An 18,322-nucleotide genomic window follows, 5' to 3' on the forward strand; every position below is an offset into this window, starting at 1 on the left:
GAGAACGACAGATGGCGACGACGGAACTGCTCATCACCGATGTCCGGGTGGTGCGCCCCGACGATCCCGACAACGCGACGCCGGCGACGACCGACATCGCGGTCAACGACGGCACGATCGTGCGCGTCGCAAGTGGACAGTCGCGTGAGGACGCCGCGACCGTCGTCGACGGCCGCGGCCTGCTGGCGTTCCCCGGAGTGGTGGACGCGCATCAACACTGGGGCATCTACAACGAACTGCCCGCCGACACGCGCACGGAGAGCCGCGCGAGCGCGCAGGGCGGTGTGACGACGGCGTTGACGTACATGCGCACCGGCCAGTACTACCTCAACAAGGGCGGACCGTACCGCGAGTTCTTCCCCGAGGTGCTCTCGGCCGCGTCGGGGAACGCCTACGTGGACTACGCCTTCCACCTTGCACCGATGATGTCGCAGCACATCGACGAGATCCCGTATCTGGTCGAGGAGCACGGCGTCACGTCGTTCAAGATCTTCATGTTCTACGGCAGTCACGGTCTCCACGGCCGGTCGGCGAGCCAGAGCGAGTTCCTCATGACACCGCCGGAGGAGCGTTACGACCTGGCGCACTTCGAGTTCGTCATGCGCGGCGTCCAGGCGGCCCGCGAGGCGCTTCCCGACTACGCCGATCATCTCTCGTTGTCGCTGCACTGCGAGACGGCGGAGATCATGACCGCCTACACCAAGCTCGTCGAGCAGGACCCGTCGTTGTCCGGACTGCGCGCCTACAGCCGGTCGCGTCCGCCGCACTCGGAGGGGCTTGCGGTGACGATCGCGTCGTACCTGGCCCACGAGACCGGCCTGCCGAACATCAACCTGCTGCACCTGTCGTCGGAGAAGGCGCTCGACGCGGCACTGCGGATGGCGAAGACGTTCCCGCACGTGGATTTCCGGCGGGAGATCACGGTCGGCCACCTGCTGGCCGACGTGGACACCGCCAGCGGCATCGGCGGCAAGGTGAACCCGCCGTTGCGGGAACGGGAGGACGTCGAGGCGCTGTGGCGGCACGTGCTGGCCGACGAGGTCGACTGGGTCGTCAGCGATCACGCGTGCTGCAAGGACGAGCTGAAGTTCGGTGAGGACCGTGACGACGTGTTCGTCGCCAAGTCCGGGTTCGGCGGCGCCGAGTACCTGCTGCCCGGCCTGGTCGGCGAGGGCGCCAAGCGTGGCCTGTCCCCGCAGCGCGTCGCGAAGCTGACGTCGTGGAATCCGGCCCGGCGCTACGGACTGCTCACCAAAGGCACGATCGCCGAGGGTTACGACGCCGACATCGCGCTCGTCGACCCGACGGCCTCGTGGACGGTGCGCGCGGCCGATTCGGAATCCACGCAGGAGTACACGCCGTTCGAAGGCTTCGACATGACGGCGAGGGTCACCGACACCTTCGTGCGCGGCCACCATGTGTTCGCCGACGGCAAGATTCAGGGCGACCCGGTGGGCCGGTATCTGGCGCGCGGTCGTTGAGCACTCCGGCCACGGGCGGGCGCCGGATCAGCTCCGGTGCCCGCCCGTGGCCTTTCCGTTGGCCCAGTTCCGGATGATCTCGGCGGTGGCATCGCGCACAAGAGTCCGGTAACGGTCGATCTTCTCCGGCGTGAATCGGTACTCGGGGCCGCAGACACTGATCGCGCCGTGCACCTCTCCGTCGGGTGTGACGAGCGCGGCGGCGACGGAACCGGCGCCGCTCTGCCGTTCGCCGAGGGACACTGCGACGCCGTCGGAGCCGATGGCGTCGAGCTGCTGGCGCAGGGTGGCCGGGTCGGTGACGGTGCGGTCGGTCAGCGCGCCGAGGTCTCCGGCGAGGATCTCCTCGCGGCGCCACTCCGGCAGCTGCGCGAGGATGGCCTTGCCCGACGAGCCGGCGTGCAGCGGGAACCGGGTGCCGATGTCGACCGTCATCTTGATCTCGGCACGGCTCTCGAACTGCTCGAGGTACACGCGTTCGTCGCCGACCAGTCCGGACAGTGTCGTGGTTTCGCCGGTCTCGTCACGGAGGCGCCGGAGAACCGGCGCGGCCGCGGTCTTGGCGTCGAACCGGCGAAGCGCGCTGGCCCCGAGTGCGACGGCGGCGGGACCGAGCCGGTATCCGGTCACGCCGGGCGTGGTGGCCAGTACGTCCCGCGACACGAGCGACTGCAGGATGCGGTACACGACGGCCTTGGAAATGCCGAGTTTGCGGCTGATGGTGCTGACGCCCAGATACTCGGGACCGCCGGTGAACAGCAGCAGCACGTCGGCGACCCGCGCGGCGGCCTCGGTCCCGGTGCCGCCCTGGGGTGGCACGGCGTGCTGTGAGGGCGGGTGTTGTGAGGACGTCTGCGGTGAGGACGGCACAGTGCGTTCGGCCACGACATCGTTTCTGTTGGAGGAATAGGTGGGTCAAGTGTCCCACCAGGCGAAATTGACGGTCAAGCAGGATCACTAACGGGTGATAACGAACGAATGTTCCGACAGGCGGAATGCAGGAGTGGGTTTGCTTCCGTCCGTCGCCCGGTCGCCGCCTCCCACCGACGCGCCGTGCGTGACTGCGCCCTCGGGTGTGTGCTGCGACTCGGGCCGTCGCCCTGTGTGCCCGCGCGACGTTGTGGTCCGGACATTCCGGCGTCGCGATCGCCGCGGGCGCGGGGTTCAGCCGAGGATACGGGTCAGCTCGGCGAGGAGCCTGCGTGCGCGCTCGAGGTCGACGGTGTCGGCGCCGGTGTTTCCCGGCTCGCGGTCACCACGTGTGACGTCGCCGCCGGTGTCGCCGTCCTCGCCAGCGTCACGGCCATCGTCGGCAGCGGAGTGTCCGGTGTCGACCGTGTCGAGGCGCAGCGTCTCCATGGACTCGGAGACGTCGATGTCGAACACCACGCGGTCGGCGCGGTGCCAGGCGCTGAACCATTCGAGAGGACGGTCGTGCTGATCGGTCGTGCCGCCTTCGAGCAGCAGCAGCGGGTCACCGGTGGCCGTGGCGAGCGCGTCGGCGAGGCGCTCGTCGGCCGCCACGGCGTGGACCTGCCGCCTGCCGCGCATCGGGCGCAGGTCGTAGCTCCGGGCCAACAGCCGGTGCAGGGAGGCGTCGGTGAGGTGCTCGGCGCGCAGGCCAGGCACGCGGTCGGCGGGCAGCCAGGTGCGCACATAGGACAGCGGGTCGCCGTCGACGAGCCGGATCCGTTCGATCCGGATCGTGTCGTCGGTGCCGAGGAAGTCGCGCCCGCCGGGCGGCGGTGGTGCAGGGGAGAGGTCGCGGATCGTCGTGCGCAGTTGGTGGCCGCGTCGTGCGAACTGGTCGAACATGCCGGTGGCGCGCTGCACCAGGCGGCGGTACTCGGCGGGCGGTGCGACGATCGTCGGCCTGCCCTGCCTGCGGATCACCAGGCCGTCCCCGGCGAGACCGGCGACGGCCTGGCGCACGACGCTGCGCGCGACGCCGAACCGCTCGCACAGTGCCGCTTCGCTCGGCAGGGCCTCGCCCGCCGGGAGGTCGTGGCCGAGGATCTCCTGGCGCAACGTGTCCGCGACCTGCTGGTGCAGCGGTGCGCGAGTGCTGCGGTCGACGCCCATGACGGAGCAGTCTACGAAGCCGGCGCGGCCCAGCAGTGGCAGGCCGGCGAGGCCGTGCCGGTCACGACGCCGACCCGGTCCGCGCCGTCTCCCACACCTGATGCCAGCCGGGCGCGAGCTCGGCGGCGCGGCGCGCGGCGAGTACCAGGCTGGCCTCGCGTGCGATGCCCTTACCCGCGATGTCGAACGCCGTGCCGTGGTCGACCGAGACACGCACCACGGGCAGACCGACCGTGATGTTCACGCCGTCGTCGCCGTACACCGCCTTGAACGGGGCGTGCCCCTGGTCGTGGTAGCAGACGACGACGAAGCGCCACTTTCCGTTGACGGCCTGGGGGATGAGCGCGTCGGCGGGCAGCGGTCCGACGGCGTTGACACCGGCGGCCCTGGCACGTTGCACGGCCGGTTCGAGCACGTCGGCGTCCTCGTCGCCGAAGAGCCGGTTCTCGCCCGCGTGCGGGTTCAGCCCCGCGACACCGATGGGTTCGTCCGGGCTGCCGAGGGCACCGGCGAACGAACCGACGAGCCGGAGCACGTTGTCGGTGCGCTCGGCGTCGACGCCGCTGATCGCGTCCCGCAGCGATACGTGCGTCGTGAGGTGGAAGAAGTACAGCTCGCCGGCCGACAGGACGAGGCTGAAGTTGTCGACGCCGAACTCGTGCGCGAGCAACTCGGTGTGGCCGGGCCAGTTGTGTCCGCCCGCGTGCATCGCGGCTTTGTTGAGCGGCGCCGTGACGATGCCGTCGACCTCGCCCGCGCGTGCGAGTGCGCACGCGCGCATCACGAACCGCGCCGCGCCGTCTCCGGCATCGGGGCTGAGTTCGCCGTACGGCACGTGACCGAGTGACGGTCCTTCCTGGACGACCTCGATGATCCCGGGGTCGTTCGTCGCATCGGCGGGACGGCCGACGGTGCGCACGACGGCCGGGTCGAGGCCGAGGACGTCGGTGACCGCGCGGCGCAGGGCGTCGGCGTCACCGATGACGACGGGACGGCAGATGCTGCGGAGCTCATCATGGGCCAGCAGGGTCCGCGCCGTGATCTCGGGCCCGATGCCCGCGACATCGCCGAGCGTGAGGGCGAGGGTCGGCACGTGTGGCTGCGTTGCAGCGGTCAACGGTCACTCCTTTTTCTACGGACCGCGTCTGCGGCCGTGATCAACACGTCGGGTTCGCCGAAACCACCGGCCTTGGTCGCGATCGGCAGTCCTTCGGCCCGGCCCGCGACGACCGTGCCCGTTGCGACACCAACTCCTGCCCCGGTGCCGGTCGCGTCGAGCCGGATGCCGCTACTGCCGAGCCCGGCCAGCAGGGCGCGGGCACCGTCGCCGCCGGTGACGACGAGGCCCGCGGGCGCGGTGGTGCGGACGAGTTCGGCCGCGGCTTCGGCGAGGCGGCGTGCGACGAGGTCGGGCGGCACCGGGGTGTCGCCGCGCTCCGGGGCGCTGAGCACCACCGTGCGTGGCTGCGACGTGGCCGCACCGGCCGTCGGTGCGCCGGGGAGGCCGGCCAGCAGGGCACGCCAGGCGCTGTCGTCGAGCAATTGCCTCGGCGTCGGTTCGTGGTGTGCGGCGCCGTCGTCGAGGAGTGCCTGCACCTGTGCGCGCGCCGCGGCGTGCAGGCTCGTGACGACGACGAGTACCGCGGCGTCCGGGTCGGCCGGCGCGGGCGCCGGTGCGGGTGTGGCTGCGGGCGCGGACGGGCGCCACCGGCGGGCGAGTGCGCCCGCCAGGCCCGCGGCGCCGACCGGCAGGCCGTCGTCGCCGAGTGCGTCGACGGCCCGTGCGATCCGGTCGAGGTCGGCGTCGGTCGCGGCGTCGACGACCACCACCGGCCCGGCCTCGCGGAGCCGGGCGGCCCATTCCGCCGGATCGCCCGCCGGGTCGAGCCGCACCAGGGGCGCGCCGAGCAGCGTGGGCAGGTGGCTCTCGGTCACCGGGGTGACCGGGTCGCGGCCCACCGGCGTGTCGCCGACGGGCACGTCGTCGACCAGCACGGTGCCGTCGACGACCGTGCGGCCCACTCGGGGGAACGCCGGGCACACGACCGCGACGGCGTCCGGTCCCAGCTCCTCCAGCAGCGCGTCGACCTCCGCACGGATCGGGCCGCGCACCGTGGAGTCGATCTTCTTGAACACCCGGCTGCCCGGCGTCGTGGCCATGGCCCGCCGGACCCGTGCCGCGGCGTCGGAGGCCGGACATGCCCGCGAGTCGCTGCTCACGGCGACGACCTGGGCATCGCTCGTGCCCGGCTGCAACCGCAACTCGGCCGTCCAACCCGCCTCCGCGAACTGCACCGCGGTGTCGCCGGCTCCGGTGACGTCGTCGGCGATGATCACGACGTCGTGCGGGCGCTGGAGCGGTGCGCCGGGTTCCAGGTTGCCGGTCATGCGGGCTCCGCCGAGCCGGCGGCGTCCCGGGCGGGATCCGGCTTCACGAGCGCCCCGGAACGTTTGAGCATGAACGCGGCGATCGAGGGCGCCAGGATCGCGGTGACGAGCGCCGACGCCGCGATCTGCGCGGTGGCCGTGCCCACGTACTGCTGGAACGTCGGGTCGGCCGCGGCGACGACCGCCGGGGTGGCGATCGCGTTGCCCGCCGTCGTGCCCGCGGCGAAACCGATGCCGGACATCTTTCCGCGGCGCAGCAGGAATCGGTAGCCGAGGTAGACGAGGAAGCCCGTGACCGGCGCCACGATCACGCCGAGCACCAGGCCGCTGACGCCGCCGGTGACGATGTCGCCGAGGTCGATACCGGTGCCGAGCGCGAAGGCGAAGAACGGGATGACGATGTTCGGCACCGGCGCCACGACCTTGCGCCACTGGGCGTCGAGGTTGCCGACGAGCACGCCGAGCAGGAACGGCACGATCGCGCCGACCAGGGCCAGCACCGGGATGTCGCCGAGCCCCGACGCGCCGAGGAACAGCAGCGTCAGGAACGGGCCGTCGTTGATCGCGCTGGCGAGGTAGGCGCCACGGTCGCGCTCGTCGCCGTACTGGCCGGTGAACGCGAGCCACAGGCCACCGTTGCTGTTGTCGACCGCGGCGAGCAGTGCCAGCAGCGAGATGCCGAAGATGCCGTCGAGGCCCACGAACAGGCCGAGCAGTACGGCCAGTCCTGCCGGGATGAGGCTCTTGGTGAGCAGCAGGGTGCCCGCGGTCGCCAGGATCGGCCCACCGGTGCGCGCGCTCACCTGGGTGCCGGTGGCGAAGATGAGCAGCGCGATCAGCGGCAGCGCACTGTCGGCGAACAGTGCCGTGGTGAAGCTGCCGATCTCGAGGGCACCGGACGCGAACGTGCCGATGATCGCCCCGAGGATCAGCGGGATCAGCATCAGCCCGCCGGGGATCCGCTGCATCGTGGCGAAGATCGGGACGCGCGAAGTTTCCTGGTTGCTCACGCCGGCCTCCTTGTCGGCATCCGGCACGAACACTCGCGCCGAGAACTTGTACGCATAAGCTGTACGGACAAGATGGCACACTACGCCGTGCGAGGGAATCCCCGCCCCAGGGGTCGCGTGTTCTGCGCCCACCCGTCACCCGGCCGCCACCCCTCCAGGACACGCTGACGCGTGAGGGCGTGCCCACGCGTGTTCTGCACTCCGGCCACGCGTGCCTGCGCCCAACCCGCCACCTCTCACCGAGCGCTGGGGCGCGGCCGTGTTTCAGGGGCCGTGTTGCCGGTTCTCGGCACGGCGTTCATCGGCGACGCGCCGTTCCAGTCATTCGCCGCACCGGGCGCGGCAGTGTCCATAGTGGGCAGTTCGATAAGGCGCAGCCAGTGGCGGTAGGCCGTGATCAGAGAGGGGTCGTCGCCCGCGAAGTCGGCGCTGTCGACCTCGAACGGCGGCTGCTCACCCGCGTTGATCGACTCGTGGGCCGCGGCCTCGCAGGTTCGGTCCAGTTCACCGGACCCGGCGTTGCTCGCCCGGTGTAGCCGCTGCTCGAGTGACTGCTCGTCCATCCGTTCCCCAGGATGCAGAACCTGGACGCCGACATCAGCTGGCGCCCGGCGCCGTGGAAACGCTCGTCGCCGCGATGCGCGAGCACGCGTTCGAACAGCTCACCCTGGCCCCGGCGTGGGTCCCGCCCACCCGTCCGGAACGGTGACCGGCAGGCCCGTCACGCCGTCACCGAGCGGCTCGACCAGCGGCGGCGTGCGCGGGCGACACTGGACCAGTCCTGATAGCCGAGGCGGCGCGCGATCTCGTAGCGGGGCACCGACGGATCGTGGAGCAGCTTCTCGGCAACGACGCGCCGTACCTCGTCGAGGATCGCCCGGAACGTCGTGCCCTCGCCTTCCAGGTGTCTGCGGAGCGTGCGCGGTGCGTAGTGCAGCCGTTCGGCGACCGTCTCCAGGGTGAGGCCGAGCGACGTCTGATCGAGCAGGAGTGCCCGCACCCGCGCGGCCACCCCGGTGCGGTGGAGACGTTCGGTGCGGATGCGTTCGCACTCGGCCGTCATCAGTTTGGCCGTGTGGCGGTTGGCCATCGGCGGGACCTGGTCGAGGTAGGCGGCGTCGAAGACGAGTTCCGTACGGGGCGCGTCGAACGAGACCGGCACTCCGAAATGCCTGCGGTAGGCCGCCGCGTCACCGGGCCGGTCGAGCGGGAACGCGAACCGCGCCGCGCGCAGTGGCACGCGGTCGGCACCCGGAAACACTTCGCGCTGGATCTGCATCGTGGCCGCGGCGTCGCGCTCGACGGCGAACCGCCGGACGCCGGAAGGCACGTCGTCGGCGTCGAAGGCCAGCACGTAGCCGTCCCCGTCACGGAGGTGAGCCGTCATCGTGGAGAAGGCGAAGGTCAGTAGTGCATAGTGCAGGCCGAGTTCGGCGATCTCCCGCGCCGAACCGCAGGTCGCGAGGAGGTAGCCGAAATGCCCGTACGCCGTCAGGTGGTAGCGGGCACCCACATCGACGCCCAGTCCCGGGCGGTCGTCGCACGCGAGCACGAGGTTACGGATCACGGCGAGTTCCTGGCGTGCTTCGATCAACGCGACCGGATCGGGCAGCAGCGCGGGTTCGATGTGTGATCCGTCGAGCAGCGCCTGCCGGTCGAGACCGTGCTCGGCGGCCCAGTCGAGCAGGGTCGACACACCCACCATCGTCCGTGGGTGGTCCCACGAGTCCGTGATGGCGGCGATGACCCGGTTGGAGTCGGCAGCGGCGGCATCCCGGTGCGCCGTGTGCCGTTCGACGGAGTCGGGTCCTGCAGTCGGTGGAACGTCGTCGGCAGCGCTGCCGGGATCCATCGGGCCAGTTTCGTCGAGCCCGAATCGCGCGTCAACGTTCGCAGAAACGCCGAGCCGGCCCGCGGTCGCAGTCCGCGTCCCGCGCGGCGACGAGGGCGGCATGGCCGGAACGGCACGGTTGTGGCCGCGATGGCGCTATGGATGCCGCGCCGGATGACCGTACGTTGACTCACGGGCCGTGACTCGGGTCACATGCCGGCATTCGGGTCGGGCGATCCGCACGAGCCCACACCTGCCCATCGACGTACGGAGACCTCGCATGAAGGTGAAGGCGGCAGTCCTCGAAGAAGTCGGCGCTCCGTGGCAGATCTCGGACGTGGAACTCGGCGACCCGGTGGCCGGTGAGGTGCAGGTGCGCCTGGCCGCGTCGGGACTGTGCCATTCGGACGCCCACGTGGTCTCGGGTGCGAGCCCGGTGGCGTTCCTGCCGGTGGTCGGCGGACACGAGGGAGCGGGTGTCGTCACCAAGGTCGGCCCGGGCGTACGCGGAGTCGAGGAGGGCGACCACGTCGTGCTGGCTTTCGTCCCGGCGTGCGGGCGTTGCCCGGCGTGCGCGTCGGGGTTGCAGAACCTGTGCGACGAGGGTGCCGGCCTGCTGACGGGCAGAGCGATCGCCGACGGATCGTTCCGGGCGCACGTCGGCGGCAGGCCTGCGGTGCAGATGTGCCTGCTGGGCACGTTCTCCCCGTACGTGACGGTCAGCGAATCGTCGGTGGTGACCATCGAGAAGGACATCCCCCTCGACAAGGCGGCGCTGCTCGGCTGCGGGGTGTCGACCGGCTGGGGTTCGGCCACGGAGATCGGTGGGGTCCGACCCGGCGACACGGTCGTCGTGATGGGTGTCGGCGGAGTCGGGATCAACTCCGTGCAGGGCGCGGTGTTCGCGGGAGCGCGGCAGGTGCTGGCGATCGATCCCGTGGAGTACAAGCGCAAGACGGCGCTCGACTTCGGTGCCACACACGCGTACGCGTCCGTAGAGGAGGCCGCGGCGGAAGTGCCGGATCTGACCTGGGGCCGCGGCGCCGAGGTCGTGATCGTCACGGTGGGCGAGATCCGTGGTGAGCACATCCAGCAGGCGCTCGACATGACGGGTAAGGGCGGTCAGGTCGTGGTGACCGGCATGGGCGATTTCCGTGACACCGACGTCTCGCTCAACCTCTTCGAACTGACTCTGCTGCAGAAGCGGGTGCAGGGCGCGATCTTCGGTGGTGCCGGTCCGCGGACGACGATTCCCCGGCTGCTGCACCTCTACCGGGCGGGACATCTCAAACTCGACGAGCTCGTCACCTCGACGTACCGGCTCGAGGACATCAACCAGGGCTATCAGGACCTGGCCGACGGAAAGAATCTTCGCGGTCTCGTCCTGTTCTCCGACGGCGACCACTGATCCCCGTCCCCGGCGTTTTGCCACGCCACTGTGGACATTCCTCGTCACCCGTTCTTCCAGGAGGTTCGACATGCCGTTGGACGGTCCGTCCCAGGAGTTCCTGGCCCAGCTCGCCGAGTCCGGCACGCCACCGATCCACGAGTCCACACCCGCTATCGCGCGGATGAGCGGGCCGATCTTCGCCGGGATGAGTGGTCCCGGTCCCGACGTCGCCGAGACCACCGACGTCACGTTGGCCGACGGTGACGGCGGCCGGTTCCGGATGCGGGTGCTCCGGCCCGCCGAGCCCCAGGCGGTCATCGTGTACTTCCACGGCGGTGGCTGGGTGATCGGCGACATCGACCTCCAGTACGACCACGTCGGGCGCAGGCTGGCGAACCTGACCTCGTCGACCGTGGTGCTGGTCAACTACCGCAAGGCCCCGGAACACCGGTTCCCGGCGGCGATCGACGACAGCTATGCCGGCCTGCGGTGGGCGGCCGACCACGCGGCCGAGCTGGCGCCCGACGGCGCACCGTTGATCGTCGCAGGGGACAGTGCAGGCGGGAACATCGCCGCGGTCATGACGCTCCGGGCGCGCGACCGATCCGGCCCGGCGATCGACTACCAGGCGCTCATCTACCCGGTGACCGACTGCGACCTCGACACGCCGTCCTATACGGCTCCGGAGAATCAGCTGCTGCTGAACCGGGAGACCATGCGGTGGTTCTGGGACCACTATCTGCCCGACGAGGCCGCGCGCACCGGCCCGGACGCATCGCCGCTGCGGGCGGCCAACCACACCGGTCTGCCGCCCGCTCTCGTGTACGTCGCGCGGTACGACCCGTTGCACGACGAGGGCGTGGCGTACGCGCGTGCGCTGGAAGCAGCGGGCGTGCCCGTTGTCCTGGAGGAGGCGACCGATCAGATGCACGCGTTCTTCCAGATGGCCGACATCCTGCCCGGCTACGAGGAGGGGATCCGGCTCGTGTCGGGGCACATCAACGAGTTCGTCGCCCAGCGCCGGGCCGAAAGGCGAGAGGTGGGAGCCCCGTGACGACCGAAGAACGCAACGACCACGACGTGATCGTCATCGGAGCCGGGTTCGCGGGTCTGTACCAGCTGATCCGCGTTCGCCAGGCCGGCTACGAGGTGCGTGTGCTCGAAGCAGGCGCCGACGTCGGCGGGACCTGGTATTGGAATCGGTACCCGGGAGCGCGGTGCGACGTCGAGTCGATCGAATACTCCTACTCGTTCGACCGTGCCCTCGAACAGGAATGGAACTGGACCGAGCGGTACGCATCGCAGCCGGAGATCCTCGACTACATCCGCCACGTCGCCGAGCGGTACGACCTGCGACGCGACATCACGTTCGAGACTTGCGTCGAGGCGATGCGGTGGGACAACGTCTCGGAGCGGTGGACGGTGAGGACCGACGACGGGCGCAGCCGGACCGCTCGCTTCGTGATCGCCGCGACGGGGTGCCTGTCGGTGCCGTCCCGACCGGACTTCGCGGGCATGGCGGATTTCGCCGGGGAGCTGTACTGGACCTCCAACTGGCCGCACGACGGCGTCGACCTGGCGGGCAAGCGGGTGGCGGTGGTCGGCACCGGTTCGTCGGGGCTGCAGACGATCACGGCGATCGCCCCGGTCGTCGGGTCGCTCACGGTGTTCCAGCGCACCCCGTCGTACGCCGTGCCCGCACACAACGGTCCGATCTCCTCACGACTCGACGAGGTCAAACCCGGCTACGCGGAGTTCCGTGAGGAGAGCAGGCTGTCCCGGCTGGGATTCCACTGCGGGGAGGACGCGACGGGATACTACGCCGAGACGCCCGCAGACGGTGTGCGCCGTGAGCTCGAGCGCAGGTGGTCCGACGGCGGCCTGTGTTTCACGCTGTCGTTCCGCGACGTGCTGTTCGACGCCGAGGCGAACGAGGCGCTCGCCGAGTACGTACGGGAGCGCATCCGGGAGAAGGTCCACGATCCGGTGACGGCCGAGAAGCTCACGCCGCGCTCCTATCCGATCGGGGCGAAGCGCATGTGTGTCGACACCGGCTATTTCGAGGTCTACAACCGGGACAACGTGTCGCTGGTGGACCTCGGCGAGGAGCCGATCGAGCGGTTCACCGAACGCGGCATCGTCGCCGGCGACGCGGAGCGCGAGTTCGATGTGATCATCCTGGCGACCGGGTTCGACGCGATGACGGGCGCGCTCACCGCCATGGACGTCCGCGGCACGGACGGCACGCTCGCGGAGAAGTGGGCGGCGGGTCCGCGCACGTACCTGGGCCTCATGACGGCGGGTTTCCCGAACCTGTTCATGATCACCGGACCGCAGAGCCCCTCGGTGCTGTCGAACATGATGACGTCCATCGAATACCACGTCGATTGGATCACCAGGGCGCTCGACCACCTGCGGACGCGTGGGAGCCGCCGCATGGAGCCGGTTGTCGCGGCCGAGGACAACTGGGTGAACACGACGAACGATGTCGGCGATCTGACGCTGATGCCGCGTGCCGCATCGTGGTACATGGGCGCGAACATTCCCGGGAAACAGCGGGTGTTCATGCCCTTCGTGGGCGGTGTCGGCACCTACAAGCAGATCGGCGACGGCGTGGCCGTCGCCGGCTATCACGGTTTCGAGCTCACCTGAGCGGTGCGCAGGCGAGTGGTGCCCGTCGCGCAGGATGCACGGCGGACACCACTCGGTGCGGGCCGTCAGTGACCGTGGCCGCCCGCGGCCGAACTCGACTTGTGCTTGCTCAACAGCAGCGATGTCGCGACCGCGATCAGCCCGATGGCGCCGGCGATCATGAACGCGACGCGCAGTCCGTCCGCATCGGGGCCTGTGGAGCCGGCGCCGCTGGCGACCGCGGCGACGGTCACGAACACCGCGGTGCCGAGGGCGCCGGCGACCTGCTGCAGTGTCGCGAGGATGGCGCTGCCGTGCGAGTGCAGGTGTTCGGTCAGCGAGCCGAGCGCCTGCGTCATCAGCGGGGTCATCATCAGCGCCAGCCCGATCATCATGATCACGTGGTAGATCACGACCGTCGTGATGGCCGAGCCGTGGCCGAGCGTGGTGAACAGCCACAGTCCGGTCGCCATGGCGACCGTGCCGGGAATGACCAGCGGTCGCGGACCGATGCGGTCGTACAGCGACCCCACCGGCCTGCCCAGCAGTCCGAGTGCGAGGCCGCCTGGCAGCACGGCGAGCCCGCTCTCGAACGCCGACGCGTCGAGCACCGTCTGCAAGTACAGCGGCAGCATGATGGAGGCGACCCCGAGCAGGCACATGAACAGCAGGCCGGTCAGCGTGAGCGAGACGACGAAGTCGCGGGACTCGAACGGGCGCAGGTCCAGCAGCGCGCGGTCGCGGCGCTGCAGCCTCAGCTGCCGCCAGACGAACACCGAGAGCACCGCCAGGCCGCCGAGGATGGGCACCAGCGGCGGCACGGCGTGGCCGCCTCCGCCTTCACCGATCGAGGACAGGCCGTACAGCAGGCCGCCGAAGCCGAGCGCCGAGAGGATCACCGACAGCACATCGAGCGGCACCTTCCGGGTTTCGCTGTCCAGCCGCAGCCAGCGCGCGCCGATCAGCAGCGCCGCGATCGCCAGCGGCAGCACCAGCCAGAACATCCAGCGCCAGCCGAGGCCGGACAGGATCGCACCGCCGATGGTGGGCCCGAGCGCCGGCGCCACCGCGATCACGATGCCGATCGTGCCCATCATCGAGCCGCGGCGGTTCTCCGGGATGAGTCGCATGACCGAGGTCATCAGCAGCGGGATCATCACGGCGGTGCCGCACGCCTGCACGACCCGCCCCGCGAGCAGGATCGGAAAGCCGGGTGCGAGCGCCGACAGCAGCGTGCCCGCACTGAACGAGGTGAGCGAGGCGAGGAACACCTGCCTCGGCGTGAAGCGTTCGAGCAGGAACCCGGTGGTCGGGATGACCACGGCCATGGTCAGCAGGAATCCGCTGGTCACCCACTGGGCGGTGGTCGTCGCGACGCCGAGCTCCTGGCTCAGCTGCCGCAGTGCCACGCTCAGGATCGTCTCGTTCAGGATCATCACGAAGGCGGATGCGACGAGCACGCCGATCAGCAGCAGTGCCTTCGGGTCCACCGCCTGCCGATCCTGCTGCCCGGGCTCCGCCGTGTGGGTGCCGGTCTGGGCAGTGTCGGTCATACATCCCCCTCGTGAACTGGCGTGTTCGGTGGACCGGGCGTGCTCGGCGTGCCGGAGCGCGTGGCGGTTCACTCGGGCCGGACGATGCCGTCGGTCCGGGGTGTCCGGCGACCGGCTCGGCTCGGCGGGAGTTGACGCCGCCGGTGGTGGCTGACACGGCTCACCCGGCGCAGGTCCCGAGTCTAGATTGGCACACCGACAAAATCCGCTGCGAACGAGTTTCGCCCACAGCGGACGGCCGGTGACGTGTGTCTCAGCCGTGATCACGACTCGCGGTCGCGCTGGTCCACAGTGGACGCGACGCGATGCCGCTCGGACGGACCTTGTCCGGCCTGCGAGGCGGTGCTAAGAAACCCGGATGATGCTGAGTCTGTGGCGAGAACGTCAATGGCGGAAGCGCGGGGTCGTCGGTGTGCTGGTCGGTGTCCTGCTGGGCGGAGCGATGCTGGGCGGAGTGCCCGCCGGTGCCGCCGGCACCCAGGGCGACGATCGCGCACCGGAGTCGTTCGTCGCGCTGAGTGATGTCGATCCGACAATCCGGCACGACATCCGGTACGAGACGGCACACAACTTCGTCGGCCGCCGGGTGCTCGGCTACCAGGAACCGCTGTGCCTGCTCACCCGCGAGACCGCGGAGGCACTACGCGAGGTTCAGCGCGCGGCGCTCGCACGGGGCTACACGCTCAAGGTCTACGACTGCTTCCGGCCGCAGCGTTCGGTCGACGACTTCGTCCGCTGGGCTCAGCAGGACGGAAACGCGCGGATGCGTGACGAGTTCTACCCGCGGATCGAGAAGTCGCGGCTGTTCCCCGAGGGTTACATCGCCGAGCGGTCGGGGCACAGCAGGGGCAGCACCGTCGATCTGACCCTCGTCGAACTGCCGGCCCAGCCGCAGCGCCCCTACCGGCCGGGTGAGCCACTCACCGAGTGCTTCGCACCGGAAGGGGAGCGGTTCCCCGACAATTCGATCGACATGGGCACCGGCTACGACTGCTTCGACGAGCTGGCTGCCACGGAGGCACCCGGCGTCGGGGACGAGGCTCGGGCGAACCGGTTCCTGTTGCGCGGGCTGATGGCCGACGCCGGGTTCTCGAACTACCCGCTCGAATGGTGGCACTTCACGCTCGACGACGAGCCGTATCCGGACACCTACTTCGACTTCCCCGTCGCGCGGAGGTCGCTGACCGCCAACTGACTGCCGGCGTGAGCCGGGACCGGCCCGGCGCGTCGCGTCGCACACGTCGGGGGCTAATGGCACGGGGTGCCGTTAGTCCCCGACACGTGTTCGGCGCCCTTCCGTCGTGGGCCAGCGGAGCCGACCGGTGCGGGCTCCATGCCGGATCTCAACCCGTACCGGTGTCAGTCGGTGCGCTCGTCGTGCCGGCCGTACCCGCTGTGTCGGCGGCGGCGTCGGTGAGTGCGGCGTTGATCCGCCGGACGAGTTCGTCGGCCGGCACCGAGGTGTGGAGCACGGCCACCACGGGTTCGGCTGCATCCGCCCGGGTCTCGCCGCCGGCGGGCTCCGAGGGTGATTGCGCTGCCGGGTGCTTCTGGGATGGGTGTTCCCGTTCCTCCGCGGGCCGGTCCGGGGAGACGGTCTCCTGCCGGCCAGGGCCGACGGTGTCGGAGGCGCCGGTCGTATAGGGCGGGTTCGCCTGCCGGACCATGGCGAACGCCCGGTCGGCGAGGCGGTGTGCGTCCACCTCGCCGTCGCTGTGCAGCCACTGGCGCAGCACGTGGTTGTGGGCCGCCGCCACGGCCGCGCCGATGATGGGGGCGCGCATGTCGGCCGCTGGGTCTCCCGCCGCGTGCAGGCGCCCGCGCAGGAAGCGGGTGAACACCCGCTGGTACCGGTCCACGCTCGCGACCTCCTTGTCCCGAAGGGAGGTCACGGTGCGGGTGAGCCGGTAGCGCTTCAGGGACACGTCCGGGTCGGCGAGGTACGAGTCGAGGACGAGCCGGACCGCTCGGCACACCACGTCGACCGGCGCCTCCGCGGCGGGATCGGATTCGGCGAGGGTGCGTTCGATGTCGGCGAGCAGCTCGTCGTGGTTGGGGAAGATCGAGTCTTCCTTGGACCGGAAATAGCGGAAGAACGTACGCCTGCCGACCCCTGCGGCCGCCGCGATGTCGTCCACGGTCGTCGTGTCGTAGCCGTGGGCGAGGAACAGGTCGATCGCCGCGCGCGTGATGCTCCGCCGCACCTTGCGCCTGCCCGCGGCGGTACGCCCGGCGCGGGGGCGCGGGGGGTCCGGTTCCAGTGATGCGGCCTGTGCTGCGGCGGGCCGCGCCGGCGGCGAGGCCCGCGAAGACGGCGACGGCGATGACGCGGTGGCGGCCATGGCGGGAAAGATACCAGGAATCCCTTGCTAACGGCACTCAGTGCCACTAGCGTGAGAATGTACGTGGAGCGACGACGCACCGCAGGAGGACCGCGATGACCCTCGAACTGGACGAGTCCCAGGGCACCCGTCCCGACTACCGCGGCACGTACGGCTGGCCCGTCGAACAGCACGCGGGCGGGCAGCGGCTGATCACCGGCTCCGGGGTCGCAGCCGTCGTCGTGCCGCGCGCACTGTCCGACACGGTCCTGGCGGACCTGCGGAAACTCGACTGCGCCGGTCCCGCTCTCGCGCTACCGACCAGGCGGGAGCGCGTCACGGTGCTGCTGGCCGAGGCGGACGACTTCGGCACGATGCAGCAGCCGCTCCCCGGTGGGATCCGCGTGCTGCCCGCCGGATCGGTCGTGCCCCTGCCGGACGGCAGGCACGAATGTGCGGCCCGGTGGCTCGTCGCTCCGGATGCGGCCCGGCGCTGGCTGCCGAGCCTCGGCGCGGTGCTCGCGGCCGTTTCATCGGTGCCCGTCGGCGGGCGCGGATCGGCCGAACACGGCATCCCGCGCGAACTGCTCAGCTGGTGACGTGGCCGTCCGGCCTGCGCCGGCCGGACGGCGATCGCACCCACCCCTACCCGGAGCCCCGGGTCGTCCGCGGTCCCGCGGCGTCTCGCCGACGGCTCGTCGCGACCGAGGGCGCGTGACCGACGAGGAGGCGGCCCACCGGGTGACCCCGGCGGACCGCCTCCTCGTACGAGCGCCCGTGCAGCAGGCCGGGTCTCAGATGTCCACGCCGCGGCTGCGCAGCCACGGCAGCGGATCGATCTTGTTGCCGTTCTCGTGGATCTCGAAGTGCAGGTGCGGACCGGTCGACTGACCGCGGTTGCCCATCGTGGCGATCTGCTCGCCCACGGCGACCTGCTGGCCCACCGACACGGTCGCCTGGTCGATGTGGCCGTACACCGAGATCAGACCGTCGGAGTGCTGCACGCGCACCCACATGCCGAAACCGCTCGCCGGGCCGGCGTCGATCACCTCACCCGGCAGCGTCGAGTGGATCGGCGTGCCGATGCTGTTGGCGATGTCGATCCCGTAGTGGACCGTGCCCCATCGGGCGCCGTATTCGGAGGTCAGCTCGCCCTCGGCGGGCTTGGCGGCACCGCCGGTGCTGACCTGTGCGGTGGCAGCCGAGAGCCGGTCGATCTCGGACTGCGCCTCCTGCTTCTTGGCCTTCGCCGCCCCGAAGGCGCGCTGCGCCTCCGTTTTCGCCGACTCCGCCGCCTGTTCGTTGCTGGACGCTTCGCGCAGGGCTGCGGTGGCCTCGCGCTGCGAGGCACGCCGTTTGTCGAGCGCGGCACGCATCCGGTCGAGGACGCTGAGCTGATCGTCGCTGATCGCGTTCAGCAGCGACGAGCGCTCCAGCATCTCGGTCGCACTCTCCGCTCCGAGGTAGGCCGAGATCGAGCCGACCGTGCTGCCCTGCCGGAAGCTCGCGGAGGCGAACCGGTCGACGTCGCCGCGCATGCCGCGCACGCGTGCGGCCGCGGACTCCGCCGCGCCGCTGGCCTGCTCGGCACGCTCGCGGGCCTGTGTCGCGGCCTGCTGCGTGCGCTCGTGTTTG

Annotated in this window: 16 protein-coding genes; 6 read left to right on the forward strand and 10 right to left on the reverse strand. The window is 70.6% G+C overall.

Features of this window, described 5'->3' with window-relative positions:
* Window positions 1–11 precede the first annotated feature (11 nt).
* Entirely contained in the window at window positions 12–1,481 is a 1,470-nt protein-coding gene (locus FB384_RS18300; RefSeq protein ID WP_183784700.1) for a dihydroorotase, read from the forward strand.
* 27 nt (window positions 1,482–1,508) lie between these two features.
* On the opposite strand, the gene FB384_RS27345 is transcribed toward FB384_RS18300, so the two are convergent.
* The 7 genes from FB384_RS27345 to FB384_RS18335 all read right to left on the reverse strand — a co-directional run bounded on the left by FB384_RS27345 (window position 1,509) and on the right by FB384_RS18335 (window position 8,813).
* A complete protein-coding gene (locus FB384_RS27345) occupies window positions 1,509–2,366 on the reverse strand; it encodes an IclR family transcriptional regulator (RefSeq protein WP_258937779.1) in 858 nt (285 codons plus the stop codon).
* 279 nt (window positions 2,367–2,645) lie between these two features.
* On the reverse strand, window positions 2,646–3,563 hold the full coding sequence (locus FB384_RS18310) for a GntR family transcriptional regulator (RefSeq protein WP_183784702.1): 918 nt from the start codon (window positions 3,561–3,563) through the stop codon (window positions 2,646–2,648).
* A 61-nt stretch (window positions 3,564–3,624) separates the two neighbouring features.
* Window positions 3,625–4,680, reverse strand: coding sequence for a 4-hydroxythreonine-4-phosphate dehydrogenase PdxA (gene pdxA, locus FB384_RS18315; protein ID WP_221212789.1), 1,056 nt, complete (start codon window positions 4,678–4,680; stop codon window positions 3,625–3,627).
* Window positions 4,677–5,951, reverse strand: a complete 1,275-nt coding sequence (locus FB384_RS18320; RefSeq protein ID WP_183784704.1) for a four-carbon acid sugar kinase family protein — start codon at window positions 5,949–5,951, stop codon at window positions 4,677–4,679. The genes pdxA and FB384_RS18320 overlap by 4 nt, the downstream gene beginning before the upstream one ends.
* Entirely contained in the window at window positions 5,948–6,961 is a 1,014-nt protein-coding gene (locus FB384_RS18325; protein WP_323985275.1) for a 2-keto-3-deoxygluconate permease, read from the reverse strand. Before FB384_RS18325 ends, FB384_RS18320 begins: the two co-directional genes overlap by 4 nt.
* Before the next feature lie 236 nt (window positions 6,962–7,197).
* Window positions 7,198–7,524 carry a hypothetical protein gene (locus FB384_RS18330; RefSeq protein WP_183784706.1) on the reverse strand — a complete coding sequence of 109 codons (327 nt, stop codon included), beginning with the start codon at window positions 7,522–7,524 and terminating at the stop codon, window positions 7,198–7,200.
* Between the two features lie 158 nt (window positions 7,525–7,682).
* The gene (locus tag FB384_RS18335; protein WP_183784708.1) at window positions 7,683–8,813 is read right to left on the reverse strand and encodes an AraC family transcriptional regulator; all 1,131 of its coding nucleotides are present in this window, start codon (window positions 8,811–8,813) and stop codon (window positions 7,683–7,685) included.
* A 259-nt stretch (window positions 8,814–9,072) separates the two neighbouring features.
* Between FB384_RS18335 and FB384_RS18340 the strand changes: the two genes are divergently transcribed.
* From FB384_RS18340 to FB384_RS18350, 3 genes are all read left to right on the forward strand, one after another.
* Window positions 9,073–10,200 carry an NDMA-dependent alcohol dehydrogenase gene (locus FB384_RS18340; RefSeq protein WP_183784709.1) on the forward strand — a complete coding sequence of 376 codons (1,128 nt, stop codon included), beginning with the start codon at window positions 9,073–9,075 and terminating at the stop codon, window positions 10,198–10,200.
* Between the two features lie 70 nt (window positions 10,201–10,270).
* Window positions 10,271–11,236, forward strand: a complete 966-nt coding sequence (locus FB384_RS18345; RefSeq protein WP_183784711.1) for an alpha/beta hydrolase — start codon at window positions 10,271–10,273, stop codon at window positions 11,234–11,236.
* Window positions 11,233–12,834 (forward strand): flavin-containing monooxygenase, encoded by a 1,602-nt coding sequence (locus FB384_RS18350; RefSeq protein ID WP_183784712.1) that lies wholly within the window; start codon window positions 11,233–11,235, stop codon window positions 12,832–12,834. The genes FB384_RS18345 and FB384_RS18350 overlap by 4 nt, the downstream gene beginning before the upstream one ends.
* Window positions 12,835–12,899: 65 nt before the next feature.
* Here the strand turns inward: FB384_RS18350 and FB384_RS18355 are convergent, their stop codons facing one another.
* Window positions 12,900–14,366, reverse strand: coding sequence for an MDR family MFS transporter (locus tag FB384_RS18355; protein ID WP_183784714.1), 1,467 nt, complete (start codon window positions 14,364–14,366; stop codon window positions 12,900–12,902).
* Between the two features lie 358 nt (window positions 14,367–14,724).
* On the opposite strand from FB384_RS18355, the gene FB384_RS18360 reads away from it, so the two are divergent.
* Entirely contained in the window at window positions 14,725–15,561 is an 837-nt protein-coding gene (locus FB384_RS18360; protein ID WP_323985276.1) for a M15 family metallopeptidase, read from the forward strand.
* A 148-nt stretch (window positions 15,562–15,709) separates the two neighbouring features.
* Here FB384_RS18360 and FB384_RS27350 read toward each other — a convergent pair whose 3' ends face one another.
* Entirely contained in the window at window positions 15,710–16,708 is a 999-nt protein-coding gene (locus FB384_RS27350; RefSeq protein ID WP_323985278.1) for a TetR family transcriptional regulator, read from the reverse strand.
* A gap of 95 nt (window positions 16,709–16,803) precedes the next feature.
* Here FB384_RS27350 and FB384_RS18370 point away from each other — a divergent pair, with 95 nt between their 5' ends.
* On the forward strand, window positions 16,804–17,286 hold the full coding sequence (locus FB384_RS18370; protein ID WP_183784716.1) for a hypothetical protein: 483 nt from the start codon (window positions 16,804–16,806) through the stop codon (window positions 17,284–17,286).
* Window positions 17,287–17,481: 195 nt separating this feature from the next.
* On the opposite strand, the gene FB384_RS18375 is transcribed toward FB384_RS18370, so the two are convergent.
* Window positions 17,482–18,322: M23 family metallopeptidase (locus FB384_RS18375; protein WP_228726066.1), on the reverse strand; the 841-nt coding region annotated here is incomplete at its 5' end.

This window comes from Prauserella sediminis (assembly GCF_014195435.1).
GTDB lineage: Bacteria > Actinomycetota > Actinomycetes > Mycobacteriales > Pseudonocardiaceae > Prauserella > Prauserella salsuginis.

Excerpts from the sequence above, each read along its gene's own strand:
- FB384_RS18355 (WP_183784714.1), bottom strand. The coding sequence starts at position 14,366 with ATGACCGACACTGCCCAGACCGGCACCCACACGGCGGAGCCCGGGCAG.
- FB384_RS18360 (WP_323985276.1), top strand. The coding sequence starts at position 14,725 with ATGATGCTGAGTCTGTGGCGAGAACGTCAATGGCGGAAGCGCGGGGTC.
- FB384_RS18370 (WP_183784716.1), top strand. The coding sequence starts at position 16,804 with ATGACCCTCGAACTGGACGAGTCCCAGGGCACCCGTCCCGACTACCGC.
- FB384_RS18300 (WP_183784700.1), top strand. The coding sequence starts at position 12 with ATGGCGACGACGGAACTGCTCATCACCGATGTCCGGGTGGTGCGCCCC.
- FB384_RS18340 (WP_183784709.1), top strand. The coding sequence starts at position 9,073 with ATGAAGGTGAAGGCGGCAGTCCTCGAAGAAGTCGGCGCTCCGTGGCAG.
- FB384_RS18345 (WP_183784711.1), top strand. The coding sequence starts at position 10,271 with ATGCCGTTGGACGGTCCGTCCCAGGAGTTCCTGGCCCAGCTCGCCGAG.
- FB384_RS18320 (WP_183784704.1), bottom strand. The coding sequence starts at position 5,951 with ATGACCGGCAACCTGGAACCCGGCGCACCGCTCCAGCGCCCGCACGAC.
- FB384_RS27350 (WP_323985278.1), bottom strand. The coding sequence starts at position 16,708 with ATGGCCGCCACCGCGTCATCGCCGTCGCCGTCTTCGCGGGCCTCGCCG.
- FB384_RS18335 (WP_183784708.1), bottom strand. The coding sequence starts at position 8,813 with ATGGATCCCGGCAGCGCTGCCGACGACGTTCCACCGACTGCAGGACCC.
- FB384_RS18330 (WP_183784706.1), bottom strand. The coding sequence starts at position 7,524 with ATGGACGAGCAGTCACTCGAGCAGCGGCTACACCGGGCGAGCAACGCC.
- FB384_RS18310 (WP_183784702.1), bottom strand. The coding sequence starts at position 3,563 with ATGGGCGTCGACCGCAGCACTCGCGCACCGCTGCACCAGCAGGTCGCG.